The organism is Georgenia halophila (genome assembly GCF_039541595.1).
This window is the reverse complement of the sequence record NZ_BAABGN010000009.1, coordinates 91284-109690: the sequence shown is the minus strand read 5'-3', so window position 1 is coordinate 109690 and position 18407 is coordinate 91284. Positions and strand designations below refer to the sequence as shown.

The following is an 18407-nucleotide window of genomic DNA, read 5'->3' as shown; positions in this document are numbered from 1 at the left end:
CCGCCGCTCAGTGGGCGACGAGCCGCCATCCTCGCCTGTCGAGCTCGGCCTCCAGCGGTGCGACGGCGGCCGGCAGCACGGACACCACCGCGAGACCCACCTTCTGGCCGGCCGAGTGCTCCAGCTGCAGGTCCTCGATGTTGACGCCGGCCTCGCCGACGTCTGAGAACAGTCGTCCCAGCGCGCCGGGCTCGTCGGGGATCAGCACCGTGACCTCGCCGTACCGGCGCGGCGCTCCCCCGTGCTTGCCGGGGATGCGGCCGGCACCGGCGTTCCCGGCTGCCACCAGGCTTGCCAGCGGTCCGGCGGCACCTGGTGTGAGCGGACCGTGCTGCGCGGCCAGGTCGAGCGCGGTGATCAGCTCGTCGAGGTCCGCGCGGACCTCGCGAAGCGCCGTGGCGACGGGAGCGGCGTTGCCGACCAGGATCATCGACCAGAGCTGCGGGTCCGAGGCCGCGATCCGCGTCACGTCACGCAGGCCCTGACCGGCCAGGCCGAGCGCCGCTTCCGGGGTCTCGCGCAGCCGCGCCGCCACCAGCGAGGCGGCGAGCTGAGGCAGGTGCGAGACGAGCGCGACGGCGTCGTCGTGCTCCTGGGCGCCGAGGGTGACGGGCGCCGCGCCCACGTCCGCGGCGAGGTTGCGCACGGCGAGGACCGCGTCGCCGGACGCGTCCTCCGGCACGATCACCCAGGGCCGACCGGCGAACAGGTCTCCGTCCGCGGCGGCGGCACCCGAGCGTTCCCGGCCCGCCATGGGGTGGGAGCCGACGTAGCGGCCGGCCCCGGTGGTGCCGCCTGCCCTGACCTCGGCGACGATCGGTGCCTTCACGCTCGCCACGTCCGTGACGACGGCGTCCGGGTGCGCTTCCAGCTGCGCGAGGACGGTGACGGCCGTGACGTCGGGCGGTGCCGCGACGACGACGAGGGCGGGCTCGGGATCGCCCGACTCCACAGGTGTGCCGGCGCCGATGTCCCGGGCGAGGGCCAGGGCCGAGGGGGACGCGTCGTCGAGCTGGACGGCGACGCCGGCGGCGCGCAGCGCCAGGCCGAGGCTCGCGCCGAGCAGGCCGGTGCCCACGATCTTGACGGGCCCGACCGTGGCCACGGGCCGGGTCGGGACGGTCACAGGCCCACGTCCCTCATGAGTGCGCCGAGCTCGCGTCCGCCGATGACCCGCGTGCGGCCCTCCTTCAGGCTGCCGAGCGAGACCGGGCCGACTCGGGTGCGCGTGAGCCGGGTGACGGGGTGGCCGACCTCGGCCATCAGCCGCCGCACGATGTGGTTGCGGCCCTCGTGGAGGGAGATCTCGACGATCGAGGCGTCCGGCGTCGTCTCCTTGACGGTGAGCCTGTCGACGGTGACCGGTCCGTCCTCGAGCTCGACGCCCTGGGCCAGTCGCTTGCCCAGGCCGCGGGGCACGCGGCCCTCCACCGTGGCCAGGTATGTCTTGAGCACCTCGTAGGAGGGGTGCGCGAGACGGTGCGCCAGGTCGCCGTCGTTCGTCAGCAACATCAGGCCGGACGTCTCGGCGTCCAGGCGGCCGACGTGGAACAGCCGCTCCGGCCGGTCTTCGACGTACTGGGCCAGTGAGGGGCGGCCCTGCTCGTCGGACATCGTGGAGACGACGCCGACCGGCTTGTTCAGCGCGATCGTCACGATCGAGTCGTCCTGCTGGACCCGCATGCCGTCGACGTGGAGGACGGCATTGTCCGGGTCCACCCGCGTGCCGAGCTCGCGCACGACCTTGCCGTCGACCGAGACCCGGCCCGCCCTGATCAGTGCCTCGCAGGCGCGGCGGGAACCCACGCCCGCGCCCGCCAGCACCTTCTGCAGACGTACGCCCTCGTCGGCAGGGTCGGTCATCGCAGCTCTCCGTCGTCCAGGCTTGCCGTGTCCGGCAAGTAGGGGGCGAGCGGCGGCAGGTCCTCGAGGGAGGACAGGCCGATCCGCTCGAGGAAGTAGGCGGACGTGCGGTAGCGCATCGCGCCGCCTTCCTCGTCCGCCCCGGCCTCCTCGATCAGGCCCCGTGCGAGCAGGGTACGCACCACGCCGTCGACGTTCACCCCGCGGATGGCGGCGATGCGGCCGCGGCTGACCGGCTGTCGGTACGCGATGACCGCGAGCGTCTCGAGCGAGGCCTGGGTCAGACGCGCGGTCTGCCCGTCCACGACGAACTTCCCGACGACGTCGGCGTACGCGGGCGAGCTGTAGACCCGCCACCCGCCGGCGAGCTCGCGCAGCTCGAACCCGCGCGGCCGGCCCCCGTGCTCCCCGCGATACTCCGCCGCGAGCTCCTCGAGCAGCTCGGTCACCTGCCCGGTGGGCAGCCCGAGCACGCTGGCGAGCTGCGCGGCCGGAACCGGCTCGTCGACGATCATGAGCACGGCCTCGACGGCGGCGAGCTGCTTCTGGGGCAGCGCGTCGTCGGGCACGGCCTCGTACTGCGGCTCACCCTCACGCGGTGGGTCGGTCACTTGTCGTCCTCCTCTGGGGCCGGCACCGCTGCATCGGCGGCCGTCTCGTCGCGCTCGTCGTCGTCGTGCCCGATGTCGCCGCCTCCTCGCGCTCCGCTCGTTCCTCGCTCGCGCTCGTCGTCGTCGTAGTCGTCGCCGACGTCGACCTCTCCCTCGTCGCTGCCCGACCACAGGATCGTCAGCTCGCCGAGGGCCTCCGCCTGCTCGAAGGCGACGGCGCCCTCCCGGAACAGCTCGAGGAGCGCGAGGAACCGGGCGACGACGTAGGGCAGGGACTCGGCGTCCTCGGTGAGGGTACGGAAGCTGGCCCGGCGCATCCGCCGGAGCCGGTCGACCAGCAGGGCGGCCTGCTCCCGGACCGGGACGACGGGATTGTGCAGGTGAGTGATGTCGACGGTCGGTGGGCCCGGCTTCGGGGCGAGGGCTCCGGCCGCCAGGCGAGCGACGTCGTCGGGCGTGACCTGCATGACCAGCTCGGGCAGCAGGGCGGCGAGTTGCGGCTCGAGGGAGACGCTGCGCGGGAACGTGCGCGCGCCCAGCTCCCACTCCTGCGCCAGAGCGCCCGCGACCTGCTTGAACGCGCGGTACTGGAGCAGCCGCGCGAACAGGAGGTCCCGGGCCTCCAGCAGCTCGAGGTCCTCCTCGTCCTCCACCGCGCCGCGCGGCAGCAGCCGGGCGGCCTTGAGGTCGAGCAGGGTGGCGCCGATGACGAGGAACTCGCTGGCCTGGCCGAGATTCCAGTCCTGCTGCGCGCTGATGTAGGAGACGAACTCGTCGGTCACCGTCGCCAGCGCCACCTCGGTGATGTCGAGCCGGTGCTTGGCGATCAGCGACAGCAGGAGGTCGAAGGGACCCTCGAAGTTCTCCAGGGTGATGGCGAAGGAGCCGAGCGTGCGCGGACCGGTCGCGGCGGCGTCACCCCCGGGCGCCGTCGCGGCCTCGGACTGCGGCATCGGCGACTCAGGCGGCGTCGCCGCGGGCGATCAGCTCGCGTGCCAGCCTGCGGTACGCCTCCGCGCCCGAGTGGGTGGGGGCGTAGGTGGTGATCGGCTCCGTGGCGACGGACGCGTCCGGGAACTTCACGGTGCGGGAGATCTTCGTCTTGAAGACCTTCTCCCCGAAGGCCTCGCGGACGCGGTCGAGCACCTCGCGCGAGTGCAGCGTGCGCATGTCGACCATCGTGGCGAGGATGCCGTCGATGCGCAGCCGCGGGTTGATCCGCTCCTGGACGCGCTCGATGCTCTCCACGAGCAGGGCGACGCCACGCAGCGCGAAGAACTCCGCCTCGAGCGGGATGAGCACGCCGTGCGCCGCGGTCAGCGCGTTGACGGTCAGCAGTCCGAGCGAGGGCTGGCAGTCGATGAGAATGACGTCGTAGTCGTCCAGGACGGGCCGGAGCACCCGTGCCAGGGCCTGCTCGCGGGCGACCTCGCTGACGAGCTGGACCTCCGCGGCGGAGAGGTCGATGTTCGCCGGCGCGAGGTCCAGGTTGTCGACCTCGGTGGGCCTGATGATCTCGCGCACGTCCGCGCGCGGCTCCATCAGCAGGTTGTAGATGGTGCGGTCGAGCTCATGAGCGTTGATGCCGAGCCCCGCGGAGGCGGCGCCCTGCGGGTCGAAGTCCACGAGCAGGACCTTGCGGCCGTACTCGGCCAGCGCCGCACCGAGGTTGATGGTGGTGGTGGTCTTGCCGACGCCGCCCTTCTGGTTGCACATGGCGATCACGCGGGCGGGCCCGTGGCTGCTCAGCGGCGCGGGGACGGGGAAGTCCGCCGGGTCCGCCGAGCTGTCGGCGGTTCCCACGGCGCTCTCCGGTATCAGTCCTGGCTGCTCACTGCTCACCGCCCACACGCTAGTAGACGCTGCGCACCGGCCCTAACACCCCCGGCGCGAGTCGCCCGCACATCCGCCCAACCCTGCCGCGACTCGTCATCTGTGTGCCGACTCGTCATCTACGTGCCGACTCGTCATCTACGTGCCGACTCGTCATCATCTACGTGCCGACTCGTCATCTGTGTGCTCATTTGTCATTCGCGGGCACGTGCCGCCGGTGGTCCGCGCCGAGCCCTTGCCGGGAGATTGCCCGACAGCTGCCCTCCGGCGGGACGGCGCCGTGCAGCCGTGCGTCCACAGGCGACCCCCGAACGTCAACTCGTCCCCAGCACGACGAAGCCCGCGCGACGTTCGCCAGCACCAGGTCCGATGGTGCTCCGATGGACGACTCTCTCCTCCAGGGCCCATTCACCAGAGCCGAAGCGGTCGCCGCCGACCTGTCACCCCGCGATCTACGGATGCTGTTGGACGAGGGAGTGCTCGAGCGTCCGTTCATCGGCGTCTACCTGCCCACCGCCGTCGCGGACGACGTCGGTGAACGAATCCGTGCGCTCGGGCGTCTGCTGCCGCCCGGGACAGCCTTGGTCAGAGAATCGGCAGCCTGGGTGCACGGGGTCGACGTTCGGCCTCCCGAGCGCTTCCGTGCGCCACCGGTGCTGGAGGTGGCGTCGGCGTCGTCTCTGGCGCTGAACGCGATCAGGCGCGACGGCGTTCACGGACATCTCGTCGTCCTTCCGCCGTCGGACCTGATGACGATCGCCGGCGTTGCCGTCACCACGCCTTCGCGGACCGCGCTCGACCTTGCCCGGTTCAGTGAGCGCTACATGGGTCTCGCCGCGTTGGACATGTTCAGCAACCGGGGACTTGTGGATCTGGACGAGATCGGCGAGCGGATCGCGCGCTTGACGGGGCACCGGTGGATCGGTCGTGCGCGTTGCGTCTGGAAGATGGCCGATCCGCGGGCCGAGTCACCGGGCGAGTCGTGGCTACGGCTGCGCATCGTCGAGGCGGACCTGCCCCTGCCTGACCTGCAGGTCGAGCTCGTCGGCCGTGACGGTCACGTCGTCTACCGGCTCGATCTGGGGTACGAGGAGGCCCGGTTGGCCATCGAGTACGACGGTGTCGCCTACCACTACTCGGCGATGGATCAGTCGGATCGCAACGGGCGCCGAAGTCAGGACATCGAAGAGCGCTGGAGATGGCGCGTCCGTTCGTTCCACGCGGGGCACGTCCTCGGTCGTAGGCCCGCCGTGGAGGAGGTGATCATCCAGGACCTCGGCCTCGGGATGGTGCCTTCCCGGCTGCGTTGGGCTTGAGGCCGGACGGCCGTACACGCATGACGAATCGGCACATCGATGACGAATCGGCACGGGAATGACGACTCACGGGGTGGGTGGGGGGTCGGTCAGGCCAGGGCTCGGGGATGTGCTGCGGCGTAGACCTCACGCATGGTCTGGGCCGTGACCTGGGTGTAGATCTGCGTCGTGGTCACCGACGCGTGCCCGAGGAGCTCCTGGACCACGCGCACGTCCGCTCCCCCGGCCAGCAGGTGCGTGGCGAAGGAGTGCCGCAGCGTGTGCGGGCTGATGTGCTCCGTGAGTCCGGCACGGTCGGCGGCCGTCTGCAGCACGGCCCAGGCGCTCTGGCGGCTCAGCGGGTTCCCACGCGTGTTGAGGAACACGGCCGAGTTGCCGCGTCCGGCTCGCGCCAGCTCCGGACGGCCACGGACGAGGTACGCCTCGAGCGCGTCGACGGCGTACCGGCCCACCGGCACGACCCGCTCCTTCCGCCCCTTGCCGAACAGCTGGACGGCGGCGACGTCGCCGTCGAGGTCCAGATCGTCGACGGCCAGCCCGACCGCCTCGCTGATCCGCGCGCCCGTGCCGTACAGCACCTCCAGCAGCGCACGGTCGCGCAGCGGCACCGCTCCGTCCCCGATGGACGCCGCCTCCAGCAACGCCTCCACCCGGTCGACCGGGATCGCCTTCGGCAGGCGGCGCGAGCTGGGCGGCGGCTTGACGGATGCGCTGGGGTCGGACGCCGTCGTCCCCTCCGCGAGGGCGAAGCGGTGCCAGCCCCGCACGGCCGTGACTGTTCGGGCCGCGGACGACGGAGCGAGGACGGTGCCGCCGTCGGACCCGGTGCGCAGCGCCTCGGTGAACGCGACGACGTCGTCCTCCGTGACCTCACCGAGTGCCGTGCGGCCGCGGACGGTGAGGAAGGCACAGTACCGCTCCAGGTCCCGCGTGTACGCGGACAAGGTGTGATCGCTGACCCCTCGCTCGACCCCCAGGTGGGCGAGGTACTCCCCACGCGCCCGCTCGAGCGACGTCATCGTCATCCCCCCGCGCCCTACAGCGGCAGGAGCGGATCCACCGCGACGGCCAGGAACACCACCGTGAGATAGGTGATCGAGCCGTGGAAGACCTTCATCGCGGCGAGCTTGCCGCGCTCCGGGTGCCGGGCACGCCGGTACAGCAGCGCGCACGAGACGAGGAACCAGACGCCGGCGGCGGCGGCGATCGCGCCGTAGACCCAGCCGAGATCGCTGAGGGGAAGGAGCGCCAACGAGCAGGCCACCATGAGTGCCGCGTAGAAGAGGATCTGCCGGGCGACGCGCAGGTCGTCGGCGACCACGGGAAGCATCGGCACGCCGGCGCGCGCGTAGTCGCTCTTGAACTTCATCGACAGCGGCCAGTAGTGCGGCGGGGTCCAGAAGAACACCACGAGGAACAGCAGCAGCGGCGGCAGGCCCACCGAGCCGGTCACCGCGGACCAGCCGATGAGCACCGGCATGCACCCGGCGACCCCGCCCCAGACGATGTTCTGGGAGGTACGTCGCTTGAGCACCATCGTGTACAGGACGACGTAGAGCAGGATGGCGGCGAGGGTCAGCCACGCCGATGCCGCGTTGACGAGGACCGCGAACCAGGCGATCGACACGGCACCGAGCGTGGCGGCGAACACGAGCGCCTGCCGCTCGCTCAGCTCGCCGGTGACCAGCGGCCGCTGTTTCGTGCGGTTCATGACCCGGTCGATGTCGCGGTCGAGGTACATGTTGAACGCGTTCGCCGATCCCGCCGCGAACGACCCGCCCACGAGTGTGGCCAGCAGCAGCATGGTGCCGGGCCAGCCCTGCGCCGCCAGGATCATGGTCGGGATCGTGGTGACGAGCAGCAGCTCGATGATGCGCGGTTTGGTCAGCGCCAGGTAAGCACGCAGCCGAGACCGGCGCGGAGGTGCTGAGGAGGGTGCCCGTGCAGCCCCGTCGTGTCGCGCCGCCGACGGCCCGGCGTTCTGCTCGGCCCGCTTACCGGCGCCGGCCACAGGTTCGCTGTCAGGTGTGGCGGCAGGCTGAGCGGTGGGCACGGCCGCGAGTCTACGTGCCCTCGCGCGGCGTTACAGGTCGAGGTGTCCACGATCCGTTCTCTCGGCCCGACAGGTTCGACACACCCCGGTAGAGTCGCGGAGGTAGACGGAAGACCCCTTCCCGGTCCGGGACAAGGAAAGAGGATCAGTGAACGCGACGCCCGCAACCACCACTCCCCTCACATGGACGGATCTGGACCAGAAGGCGGTGGACACCGTCAGGGTGCTGGCCGCCGACGCGGTCCAGAAGATCGGCAGCGGGCACCCGGGCACCGCCATGGCCCTCGCCCCCGCCGCCTACCTGCTCTACCAGCGGATCATGCGGCTGGACCCGACGGACGACCAGTGGCTCGGCCGTGACCGCTTCGTGCTCTCCGCCGGCCACTCCTCGCTGACCCAGTACATCCAGCTGTACCTCGCCGGTATCGACATGGAGCTGGAGGACATCAAGGGCCTGCGGAGCTGGGGCTCGAAGACCCCCGGCCACCCCGAGTACCGGCACACCACCGGTGTCGAGATCACGACCGGTCCGCTCGGCCAGGGCCTCGCGGCCGCCGTCGGCATGGCCTACGCGGGCCGCCGCGAGCGTGGTCTGCTGGACCCCGAGGCCGCCGCGGGAACCAGCCCGTTCGACCACCACATCTACGTCATCGCCTCCGACGGCGACCTCCAGGAGGGCGTGACCTCCGAGGCGTCCTCGCTCGCCGGCACCCAGGAGCTCGGCAACCTCGTCGTCATCTATGACGACAACCACATCTCCATCGAGGACGACACGAACATCGCCTTCACGGAGGACGTCCTCGCCCGCTACGAGGCCTACGGCTGGCACACCGAGCGGGTCGACTGGACCAACGGCGGCACGGACTACTCCGAGGACGTCGACGGGCTGTACGCGGCGATCGAGGCCGCCAAGGCCGAGACCAAGCGTCCCTCGCTCATCTCGCTGCGCACGATCATCGGCTGGCCGGCCCCGACGAAGCAGAACAGCGGCGCCGCGCACGGCTCCGCGCTGGGCGAGGACGAGGTCGCCGCCGTGAAGAAGATCCTCGGCTTCGACCCGGAGAAGAACTTCGAGGTGGATCCCGCGGTCCTCGAGTACACCCGCAACAACGCCCGCGAGCGTGCCGCGGCCGCGAAGGCCGAGTGGGACACCGCTTTCGACGCCTGGCGCACCGCCAACGCCGACGGCGCGGCCCTCCTCGATCGCCTCCGCGCACGTGAGCTCCCGGAGGGCTGGACCGACTCGCTGCCCACCCCCGAGCCCGGCAAGGACGTCTCCACCCGGAAGGCGTCCGGAGCGGTGCTCGGCGCGCTCGCCGAGACCCTCCCCGAGCTCTGGGGCGGATCCGCCGACCTCGCCGGGTCGAACAACACGACGATGGAGGGCGAGCCGTCGTTCCACCCGGTGGCCCGCTCGACCAAGATGTTCCCGGGTCACGAGTACGGCCGCACGCTGCACTTCGGCGTCCGCGAGCACGCCATGGGCGCCATCCTCAACGGCATCACCCTGCACGGCCTGACCCGGCCCTACGGCGGCACCTTCCTCACCTTCTCCGACTACATGCGCCCAGCGGTCCGGATCACCGCGATCGAGGGCGCGCCGGCCACCTACGTGTGGACGCACGACTCCATCGGTCTGGGTGAGGACGGGCCGACGCACCAGCCCGTCGAGCAGCTGACGGCGCTGCGGGCCATCCCAGGGCTCGACGTCGTCCGGCCCGCCGACGCCGCCGAGACGGTCTACGCCTGGCGCGGCATCCTCGAGCGGACGGACCGCCCCGCCGGCCTCGTCCTGACCCGGCAGAACGTCCCCAACCCCGAGCGCGGCGACGGGCCGGCCGATGGCGACACGCTTGCCAGCGCCGAGGGCACCCTGCGGGGCGCCTACGTGCTCGCCGAGGCGCCCGGCGGCACGCCCGACGTGCTCCTGCTCGCCACCGGCTCCGAGGTCCAGCTGGCCCTGACGGCCCGCGAGCAGCTCGCCGGCGAGGGCGTGAACGCCCGCGTGGTCTCCATGCCCAGCCAGGAGTGGTTCGAGGAGCAGGACGCGAGCTACCGCGAGGAGGTCCTGCCCTCGTCGGTCCGCGCCCGCGTCTCCGTCGAGGCGGGCATCGCCATGAGCTGGCACCACCTGCTCGGCGACGCCGGACGTTCCGTCTCGCTCGAGCACTATGGCGCGTCGGCTCCGTACCAGATCATCTACGAGAAGTTCGGCATCACGGCAGAGGCGGTCACCGCCGCCGCGAAGGAGTCGCTCGCCGCCGCGCGCGGCGACGCCCCGCCCAGCGGTGGCGAGGCACCGACCCAGGCGGGTACCGGCGACCTGCCCAAGTGAGCGCCAGGTAAGCCGGCGCCGGGTGCGCCGGCGCCGACGAGCATCAAAACGAGCAAGGAGCAACGATGAGCGAGAGCAGCACCGGCACGAACCGGCTCGGCCGACTCAGCGAGCTCGGGGTCTCCGTGTGGTTGGACGACCTCTCCCGCGAGAACCTCAAGTCGGGGGCGCTGCGCGCCCTGATCGACGACTACCACGTGGTCGGTGTGACCACGAACCCGACGATCTTCGCCGGTGCCCTGGGCAAGGGCACCGCGTACGACGCCCAGATCGAGACCCTGGCCTCCCAGGGCGCCGGGGTCGACGACGCCGTTCTCGCGGTCACGACCGACGACGTGCGTGACGCCTGCGACCTGTTCGCGGACGTCTACGAGAGCACGGGCGGCGAGGACGGTCGGGTCTCGATCGAGGTCGACCCCCGCATGGCCAAGGACACCGAGGGGACCATCGAGGCGGCCCGTGTCCTCTGGCAGACCGTGGACCGGCCGAACCTCTTCGTCAAGATCCCCGCCACCATGGAGGGTCTTCCCGCGATCACCCAGGCGATCGGCGAGGGGATCAGCGTCAACGTGACCCTGATCTTCTCCCTCGACCGGTACCGGGCCGTCGCCAACGCCTACCTCGACGGGCTGGAGCGTGCCCAGGCCGCCGGCATCGACCTGAGCACCATCCGGTCGGTGGCCTCGTTCTTCGTCTCCCGGGTCGACGGCGAGATCGACACGCGGCTCGACAAGATCGGGACCGACGCGGCGAAGCAGCTCAAGGGCAGGGCCGGGATCGCCAACGCCCGGCTCGCCTACGAGGCGTTCGAGCAGATCTTCGCCACGCCGCGATGGAACGAGCTCGCCGCGCTCGGGGCCAAGCCCCAGCGCCCGCTCTGGGCGTCCACCGGTGTGAAGGACCCGGACTACCCGGACACCATGTACGTCGACCAGCTGATCGTCGAGCGTGTGGTCAGCACGATGCCGGAGAAGACGCTGCGCGCCGCTGCCGACCACGCCGAGGTGCCCGGGGACACCGTGCACGGCACGTACGCCGAGGCCCGGCGCGTCCTGGACGACCTCGAGCGGATCGGGGTCTCCTACAACGACGTGACCGCGCTCCTGGAGAGGGAAGGCGTGGAGAAGTTCGAGAAGAGCTGGAACGAGCTCCTCGAGACGGTCCGGACCGCGCTCGACTCGGCCCGCGCGGGGGCGGCGTCGTGAGTGAAGGGCCAGGCGCCGCCGCGACCATCGCCTGGGCGGGGCCCGACGAGGGTGCCGTCATCGAGGTCAGCGCCACCGGCGCCGCCGCCCGCGCCGTCTCCGCACACCTGCCGGGCCTTCTCGCGGAGCGGACCGCGAGCCGGCTGAGCGGCCAGGACCCCACCCTGTGGGGCGAGGCGGCGCGGGAGGAGGCGTCGATCCGGCTCGCCTGGACGCACCTGCACGAGACGTCCCGCGCGCTGCTCGAGCCGCTCAGGGCGCTTCGCGCCGAGCTGGCCACCGAGGGCGTCGACCGGGTGGTGCTCTGCGGCATGGGCGGCTCGTCGCTCGCGCCGGAGGTCATCGCGGGCACGGCCGGTTGCCAGCTGGTGGTGCTGGACTCGACGCATCCCGACCAGGTCCGCCGCGCGCTCGACGGCGACCTGTCGGCGACCGTCGTCGTCGTCTCCTCCAAGTCGGGCTCCACCGTGGAGACCGACTCCCAGCGACGCGCGTTCGAGGCCGCCTTCACGGCGGCCGGGATCGACGCACCCAGCCGGATGGTCGCTGTCACCGATCCCGGCTCCGCGCTGCAGCGGGCCGCGCAGGACGCGGGCTACCGCGCCGTGTTCGAGGCCGACCCGAACGTCGGTGGCCGCTTCTCCGCCCTGACCGCCTTCGGCCTGGTGCCCGCCGCTCTGGCGGGCGCCGACGTCGAGCAGCTGCTCGACGAGGCCGCGGCCGTGGCCGAGTTCTTCGCCGAGGACAACGAGGCCAACCCGGCGCTCGTCCTCGGCGCGGCCCTCGCGGGCACATCACCGCTCAGAGACAAGGTGGTGATCCGCGACGCCGGTTCCGGCCTGTTCCATCTCGGTGACTGGGCGGAGCAGCTCATCGCGGAGTCCACGGGCAAGGAGGGCACGGGGCTGCTTCCCGTGGCCGTCGAGCCCGGCGCCCCCGAGCTCAGGGACGGGGCGAGGGCCGGGGACATCCTGCCCGTGCTGCTCACGCCGATGACCGACGACGCCGCGGACGTCGACGACAGCGGCGCCGAGACCACCGAGGTCACGGTGTCCGGCTCCCTCGGCGGGGCGTTCCTCCTGTGGGAGCACGCGGTCGCCGTCGCCGGCGCCATCCTCGGCATCAACCCGTTCGACCAGCCGAACGTGGAGGCCGCCAAGAAGGCCGCCCGCGGCATGCTCGAGTCCACCCCGACGCCGGAGCCGCCGGCGTTCACCGACTCCGGCGTCGAGGTCCGCGGCTCCGACGGCCTGCTCGACGGCGCGACCTCCGTGGCGGACGCCCTCGGCGCGCTCCTCGGCCGGCTGGACAGCGACCGCGGCTACCTCGCCGTCATGGCCTACCTCGACCGGGAGGGGCCCGCCGCAACCATCCTGAGCGGCGTGCGGCCCGCGCTCGCGCGACGCACCGGGCGGCCCGTGACCTTCGGCTGGGGCCCGCGGTTCCTGCACTCCACCGGCCAGTACCACAAGGGCGGCCCGGCGACCGGCGTGTTCCTGCAGCTCACCGGTACGCCGTCCGCCGTCGTCGACATCCCGGGCAGCGACTTCGACTTCACCACCCTGATCGCCGCCCAGGCCGACGGCGACGCCGACGTGCTCGCCGACCTGGGCCGTCCGGTGCTCCGGCTGCACGTGAATGACCAGGACTCCCTGGCGTGGCTGGCGGGCGTCCTCACGGGACCCCCGGCGTGACGATTTCCGACAACCCGCTCAGGGACCCCAGAGACCGACGCCTCCCGCGGATCGCCGGCCCCGCCGGGCTCGTGATCTTCGGGGTCACCGGCGACCTTGCCAAGCGCAAGCTCATGCCGGCCGTGTACGACCTGGCGAACCGTGGCCTGCTGCCGCCGTCGTTCGCGCTCACCGGCTTCGGCCGGCGGGCCTGGAGCGACGAGGACTTCACGCAGGTGGTCCACGACGCCGTCCGGGCGAACGCCCGCACGCCGTTCGACGAGCGCGCCTGGGAGCAGCTCGCCTCCGGCTTCCGCTTCGTCCAGGGCGAGCTCGACGACGACGCCTCCTTCGACGAGCTCGCCCGGACGGTCCAGGCCCTCGACGCCGAGCGCGGAACCGGCGGCAACCACGCCTTCTACCTCTCCGTGCCGCCCGACAAGTTCCCGTTGGTGCTGCGCCAGCTGGCACGGTCGGGGCTCTCGGGCTCGGACGGGGACAGCTGGCGACGGGTGGTCATCGAGAAGCCGTTCGGCCACGACCTGTCCTCGGCGCGTGACCTCGACGCCGTGGTCTCGGAGGTCTTCTCGCCCGACGCCGTCTTCCGGATCGACCACTACCTCGGCAAGGAGACCGTCCAGAACATCCTCGCCCTGCGGTTCGCCAACCAGCTGTTCGAGCCGATCTGGAACGCCAACTACGTCGACCACGTGCAGATCACGATGGCCGAGTCCATCGGGATCGGTTCCCGCGCCGGCTACTACGACGGCATCGGCGCGGCCCGCGACGTCATCCAGAATCACCTCCTGCAGCTGCTGGCGCTGACCGCCATGGAGGAGCCGGTCTCCTTCGACGCGGACGCGTTGCGCGCCGAGAAGGAGAAGGTCCTCTCGGCGCTCCGCCTGCCCGACGACCTGGACGCGCACAGCGCCCGCGGGCAGTACGCCGGCGGGTGGCAGGGCGGCGAGCAGGTGCGCGGCTACCTCGAGGAGGACGGGATCTCGCCGGACTCCGAGACCGAGGCCTACGCAGCGGTCCGGCTCGACGTCGACACCCGCCGCTGGGCGGGCGTGCCCTTCTACCTGCGCACGGGAAAGCGGCTGGGCCGCCGGGTCACGGAGGTCGCCGTCGTCTTCAAGCGCGCGCCGCACCTGCCGTTCGACATGACCGCCACCCAGGAGCTCGGTGAGAACGCCCTGGTGATCCGGGTCCAGCCCGACGAGGGCGTCACCATCCGGTTCGGCGCGAAGGTCCCCGGGACGGCGATGGAGGTCCGCGACGTCACGATGGACTTCGGGTACGGCCACGCCTTCACCCAGGACTCCCCCGAGGCGTACGAGCGGCTCATGCTCGACGTGCTGCTGGGAGACCCGCCCCTGTTCCCGCGCCAGAAGGAGGTCGAGCTGTCCTGGCAGATCCTCGACCCCGTCCTGGCGCACTGGTCGCGGCGCGGCCGGCCGGAGCAGTACGAGCCCGGAACGTGGGGTCCGCCGTCGGCCGACCGCATGCTTGCCCGCGACGGCCGCGCATGGCGCCGGCCCTGACGGAGGAGCGCACCCGATGATCGTCACCCTGCGCAACACCAACGCCGCCGAGGTCGGTTCGAGGCTCGTGTCGCTTCGTGACGAGGGCGGCGCCGTCGCCCTCGGACGGGTTCTGACCCTCGTCGTCCAGCCCGACGACGACGAATCCACCGAGCGGGCGATCCGCACCGCGAACGGCGCCTCGCACGAGCACCCGATGCGCGTCATCGTCGTGCTGCCCGACGACGCCGACCGCGAGGCCGGCCTCGACGCGGAGATCCGTGTCGGTGGGCACGCCGGTGCGTCCGAGGTCGTGGTGCTGCGTCCGCGCGGCGGTGCTGGTGCCTCCCCCGGCACGCTCGTGATGGCCCTGCTGCTACCCGACGCGCCCATCGTGGCGTGGTGGCCCTCGACGCCCCCGGCGCGCCCGTCGGCGGACGCCATCGGCGCGATGGCCCAGCGCCGGATCACGGAGTCGCGGCGCACGCCGGACCCCGTGCGCACGCTCCACGCCCTCTGCCAGGGTTACGCGCCCGGCGACACGGACCTCGCCTGGGGCGCCCTGACGCTGTGGCGCGGCCTGCTCGCCGCCGCCGTGGACGAGTCGCCGAGCGAGCAGATCACCGCGGCCCGGGTCTCCGGTGAGGCCGGCAACCCGTCGGTGGAGCTGCTCGCCGCGTGGCTGCGGGTCTCGCTGGGCTGCGTGGTCTCCGTCGACTACGTGGGCAATGACGCGATGCGTGAAGTGGTCCTCGAACGACCCTCCGGTGCGATCCGGCTGGTCCGGCCCGCGGGGTCGACCGTGGCGACGCTGACCAGGCCGCACCGTCCGGACCAGCCGGTGAACCTGCCCCGCCGGAACACCGAGACCACGCTCATCGAGGAGCTTCGCCGCCTCGACCCGGACCGGACGTACGGACGGGTCCTGACGCAGGGACTCACCCAGCTCCAGGAGGCCTGAGCGCGTCGAGGACGTCGCCACGGAACGACGACGTCCGCGCTGGACGACATCCAAGGGGGGACGCCGTGCACGCGAGAACGGCCCGGGCGGGTGCTCGCCGCCCGGGCCGCTCTCGTGGGTGAGGTGCGAGAGGTCAGGCCTTCGCCGGCGCGGTGGGCGCCTCGGAGGACTCCTTCAGCACCCGCATCGTCTCGTCGAACTCGTCCGTCACGCCCGACTGGAGACGGTGGGTCGCCAGGCTGACGACGACGGCGAGCACCAGGTTGATGACGAATCCGGGCACGATCTCGTAGAGGTCGAAGATGCCGCCGGTGGTGTTTCCCCACCAGCCGACGGTCACCGCGCCCGCGACCATGCCGACGAGGGCGCCCGCGGTGCTGAGCTTGCGCCAGTAGAGCGACAGCAGGATCGTCGGGCCGAAGGCGGCGCCGAACCCGGCCCAGGCGAACGCCACGAGCGCGAGGATCGTCTCGTTCTGGGTCCACGCCATGGTGGCCGCGACGAGCGAGACGAGCAGGACGCCGGCGCGGCCGAGCATGACCTGCCCGCGGTCGGAGAAGCGGCGCCCGAGGACCACCTTGCCGATGTCCTCGACCAGGGCGGAGGAGGTGACGATCAGCTGTGAGGAGATGGTGCTCATGATGGCGGCCAGCACCGCGGCGAGCATGAAGCCGGCCACGAGCGGGTGGAACAGCATCTGCCCCATGACGAGGAAGATCGTCTCGGCGTCGTTGCCCTCGAGCACCTGGCCCTGCTGCTGGGTGTAGGCGAGTCCGACGAGGCCGGTGCAGATCGCGCCGATGACGGCGACGAGCATCCAGCCGATCCCGATGCGGCGGCCGGCGACGGCCTCCCGACCGTTCCGCAGCGCCATGAACCGGACGAGGATGTGCGGCTGCCCGAAGTATCCGAGGCCCCACGCGAGGGCGGAGATGATGCCCAGCACACCGGCGCCCGCGAACCACGACAGCCGCTCCGGGTCGACCTCGCGGATGGCCGCGGCGGCCTCACCGAAGCCGCCGACGGCGATCAGGCCCGCGATCGGGACACCGACGAGGGCCAAGAACATCATCGTGCCCTGGACGAAGTCGGTGTAGCTGGCGGCGAGGAACCCGCCCCCGAGCGTGTACAGCACCGTCACACCCGCGACGAGCAGCATACCGACGCGGTACTCGAGACCGAAGGAGGCCGTGAAGAACACGCCGCCGGCGACCATGCCGGAGGAGACGTAGAACGTGAAGAACGCGAGAATGATGAGACCGGCGGCGATCCGCAGGATCCGGGTCTTGTCACGCAGGCGGTTGCCCAGGAAGCTCGGGATGGTGATGGAGTTCTGGGAGACCTGGGTGTAGATCCGCAGCCGCGGCGCCACGAACTTCCAGTTCAGCCACGCACCGATCGTCAGACCGATGGCGATCCAGGCCCCGTCGAGGCCGGTGAGGTAGATCGCGCCGGGCAGACCCAGGAGGAGCCAGCCCGACATGTCGGACGCCCCGGCGCTCAACGCCGCCACCGGGGTCGGCAGCCCTCGACCGCCCAGCATGTACTCGTCAAGGCTGGTGTTCTTCCGGAGGAAGTACCACCCGATGCCGAGCATGCCGAGGAAGTACACGGCGAGCGCGAGAATCTCGTACGCCTGTTCACTCATGTGTGGGTCCTGTTCCTTTCGCGAGCCCGGTGGCACCACGCCGTGCCATCGGCGCTCCCGTGGGCTTGGGGCCCGGCGACACTACCCCGTGCCCCGGGCCGGACCACTCTCGGGAGCCCGGTTCGGTGATGATGCTCACCGTACTCCCGCGGACTTCCCGGTACGGGACGTTCGACAGAAGAGTTTCCGTGCCGGCGGCTCACCAGCTGGTGTAGCCGCCGTCGACGACGACGTTGCTTCCCGTCATGTAGCTGGCCGCGTCCGAGGCGAGGAACCGGACCACCGCGGCGACCTCCGCCGGCTCGGCCGGGCGCCCCATCGGCGTCTCGCGGAACCACGTCCGGGTCCACTCCGGCTGCCTCGCGGTCACCTGGTCGAGGATCGCCGTCGCCGTGTACCCGGGTGATACCGCGTTGACCCGGACCCCGCGCTGGGCCCACTCCCCCGCGAGCGACTTGGTGACCATGATGACCGCCGCCTTCGAGGCGTTGTACGCGACCTGGGGCTGGGGGTGGTTCGAGACGATGCCGGACATCGAGGCGATGTTGACGATGGCGCCACCACCCTGCTCGAGCATGTGCCGCCCGGCGGTGCGGCAGCAGTAGAAGACGCCGTCGAGGTTGACGGTCATCACGGTCCGCCAGTCCTCGTCGCTCATGTCCTCGCCCGGGGCGTTCCGCGCGACCCCGGCATTGTTGATCCAGATGTCGATGCCGCCACGAGCGGCGACGACCTCGTCCGCCGCGTCGGCGACCGACGCCGAGGACGTGACGTCGAGGGCGACGTAGCTGCCGCCGATCTGCCCGGCGGTGGCCCTGCCGGTCTCGCCGTCGCGGTCGGCGATCACCACCTGGGCGCCGCCCGCCACCAGCGCCTCCGAGATCGCCCGGCCGATGCCCTGGGCGCCGCCGGTAACGACGGCGACCTTGCCCGTGACGTCCTGCGAGAGTGCGTCCGTGCTCATGACCGTCCTCCTTGGCCGGTACCGGCGGACGTGCCCGCCACGATGGGCCGCGTCAGGCGTTCGCGGGCGGGCGGACGTCGCCGCCGTACTCCTGCGCGTCGCGGACGAAGGTCCGCACGGCGGCCCACCCGGCGCTGTCGACCACGTCGAGTTCGGTGAAGTCGTAGCAGGCCCTGGTCCCGGCGGCCTCGCTGACCTGGTGAACCATGTGGGAGAACTCGGTGGCGTTGTGGACGTCGAGCATGCCGGCGACCTGCACCCGCGTGGTCCCGATCGGATCGTCCATCCGGACGTTGAAGTTCAACACGCACACCTCCTCGAATCGCGGCAGCACCACGTTGAGGCGACGGTACGACGCACGAGCCGCTCCGGCGACTCGAAGCGGTCCGTCACGACCGCCCCGCCGAACAAGCCCTCAAGTC

16 protein-coding genes are annotated in these 18407 nt (G+C 71.7%); 6 read left to right on the top strand and 10 right to left on the bottom strand.

The features are described from left to right. Positions 1 to 7: 7 nt before the first annotated feature. The 5 genes from ABD907_RS10820 to ABD907_RS10800 are packed head-to-tail and all read right to left on the bottom strand — an operon-like array spanning position 8 to position 4295. The gene (locus tag ABD907_RS10820; RefSeq protein ID WP_345216268.1) at positions 8 to 1126 is read right to left on the bottom strand and encodes a prephenate dehydrogenase; all 1119 of its coding nucleotides are present in this window, start codon (positions 1124 to 1126) and stop codon (positions 8 to 10) included. Further along, positions 1123 to 1863, bottom strand: coding sequence for a pseudouridine synthase (locus ABD907_RS10815; RefSeq protein WP_345216267.1), 741 nt, complete (start codon positions 1861 to 1863; stop codon positions 1123 to 1125). Before ABD907_RS10815 ends, ABD907_RS10820 begins: the two co-directional genes overlap by 4 nt. Beyond that, positions 1860 to 2474, bottom strand: coding sequence for an SMC-Scp complex subunit ScpB (gene scpB / locus ABD907_RS10810; RefSeq protein WP_425555750.1), 615 nt, complete (start codon positions 2472 to 2474; stop codon positions 1860 to 1862). Before scpB ends, ABD907_RS10815 begins: the two co-directional genes overlap by 4 nt. Continuing rightward, entirely contained in the window at positions 2471 to 3427 is a 957-nt protein-coding gene (locus ABD907_RS10805) for a segregation and condensation protein A (RefSeq protein WP_345216266.1), read from the bottom strand. Before ABD907_RS10805 ends, scpB begins: the two co-directional genes overlap by 4 nt. Positions 3428 to 3434: 7 nt before the next feature. Further along, on the bottom strand, positions 3435 to 4295 hold the full coding sequence (locus ABD907_RS10800) for a ParA family protein (RefSeq protein ID WP_425555754.1): 861 nt from the start codon (positions 4293 to 4295) through the stop codon (positions 3435 to 3437). A gap of 392 nt (positions 4296 to 4687) precedes the next feature. Here ABD907_RS10800 and ABD907_RS10795 point away from each other — a divergent pair, with 392 nt between their 5' ends. After that, positions 4688 to 5623, top strand: a complete 936-nt coding sequence (locus ABD907_RS10795; protein WP_345216265.1) for a type IV toxin-antitoxin system AbiEi family antitoxin — start codon at positions 4688 to 4690, stop codon at positions 5621 to 5623. A gap of 89 nt (positions 5624 to 5712) precedes the next feature. On the opposite strand, the gene xerD is transcribed toward ABD907_RS10795, so the two are convergent. Next, complete coding sequence (xerD, locus tag ABD907_RS10790) at positions 5713 to 6648, bottom strand: site-specific tyrosine recombinase XerD (RefSeq protein ID WP_345216264.1); 936 nt, start codon at positions 6646 to 6648, stop codon at positions 5713 to 5715. Between the two features lie 11 nt (positions 6649 to 6659). Beyond that, positions 6660 to 7676 carry a heme o synthase gene (locus ABD907_RS10785; protein WP_345216263.1) on the bottom strand — a complete coding sequence of 339 codons (1017 nt, stop codon included), beginning with the start codon at positions 7674 to 7676 and terminating at the stop codon, positions 6660 to 6662. A gap of 148 nt (positions 7677 to 7824) precedes the next feature. Between ABD907_RS10785 and tkt the strand changes: the two genes are divergently transcribed. The 5 genes from tkt (at position 7825) to ABD907_RS10760 (ending at position 15373) form a co-directional block, all read left to right on the top strand. Continuing rightward, positions 7825 to 10011, top strand: a complete 2187-nt coding sequence (tkt, locus tag ABD907_RS10780; protein WP_345216262.1) for a transketolase — start codon at positions 7825 to 7827, stop codon at positions 10009 to 10011. Between the two features lie 65 nt (positions 10012 to 10076). Further along, positions 10077 to 11216, top strand: a complete 1140-nt coding sequence (gene tal, locus ABD907_RS10775) for a transaldolase (protein ID WP_345216261.1) — start codon at positions 10077 to 10079, stop codon at positions 11214 to 11216. Further along, positions 11213 to 12910 (top strand): glucose-6-phosphate isomerase, encoded by a 1698-nt coding sequence (locus tag ABD907_RS10770; RefSeq protein WP_345216260.1) that lies wholly within the window; start codon positions 11213 to 11215, stop codon positions 12908 to 12910. Before tal ends, ABD907_RS10770 begins: the two co-directional genes overlap by 4 nt. Beyond that, positions 12907 to 14433 carry a glucose-6-phosphate dehydrogenase gene (gene zwf, locus ABD907_RS10765; RefSeq protein WP_345216259.1) on the top strand — a complete coding sequence of 509 codons (1527 nt, stop codon included), beginning with the start codon at positions 12907 to 12909 and terminating at the stop codon, positions 14431 to 14433. Before ABD907_RS10770 ends, zwf begins: the two co-directional genes overlap by 4 nt. Positions 14434 to 14449: 16 nt before the next feature. Further along, positions 14450 to 15373: a glucose-6-phosphate dehydrogenase assembly protein OpcA gene (locus tag ABD907_RS10760; protein ID WP_345216258.1), complete on the top strand. Its 924-nt coding sequence runs from the start codon at positions 14450 to 14452 to the stop codon at positions 15371 to 15373. A 133-nt stretch (positions 15374 to 15506) separates the two neighbouring features. Here ABD907_RS10760 and putP read toward each other — a convergent pair whose 3' ends face one another. From putP to ABD907_RS10745, 3 genes are all read right to left on the bottom strand, one after another. Next, the gene (gene putP, locus ABD907_RS10755; protein ID WP_345216257.1) at positions 15507 to 17021 is read right to left on the bottom strand and encodes a sodium/proline symporter PutP; all 1515 of its coding nucleotides are present in this window, start codon (positions 17019 to 17021) and stop codon (positions 15507 to 15509) included. Between the two features lie 199 nt (positions 17022 to 17220). Beyond that, positions 17221 to 17985 (bottom strand): SDR family NAD(P)-dependent oxidoreductase, encoded by a 765-nt coding sequence (locus tag ABD907_RS10750; protein WP_345216256.1) that lies wholly within the window; start codon positions 17983 to 17985, stop codon positions 17221 to 17223. Between the two features lie 52 nt (positions 17986 to 18037). Further along, positions 18038 to 18292 carry an STAS domain-containing protein gene (locus tag ABD907_RS10745; protein WP_345216255.1) on the bottom strand — a complete coding sequence of 85 codons (255 nt, stop codon included), beginning with the start codon at positions 18290 to 18292 and terminating at the stop codon, positions 18038 to 18040. Positions 18293 to 18407: the final 115 nt, after the last annotated feature.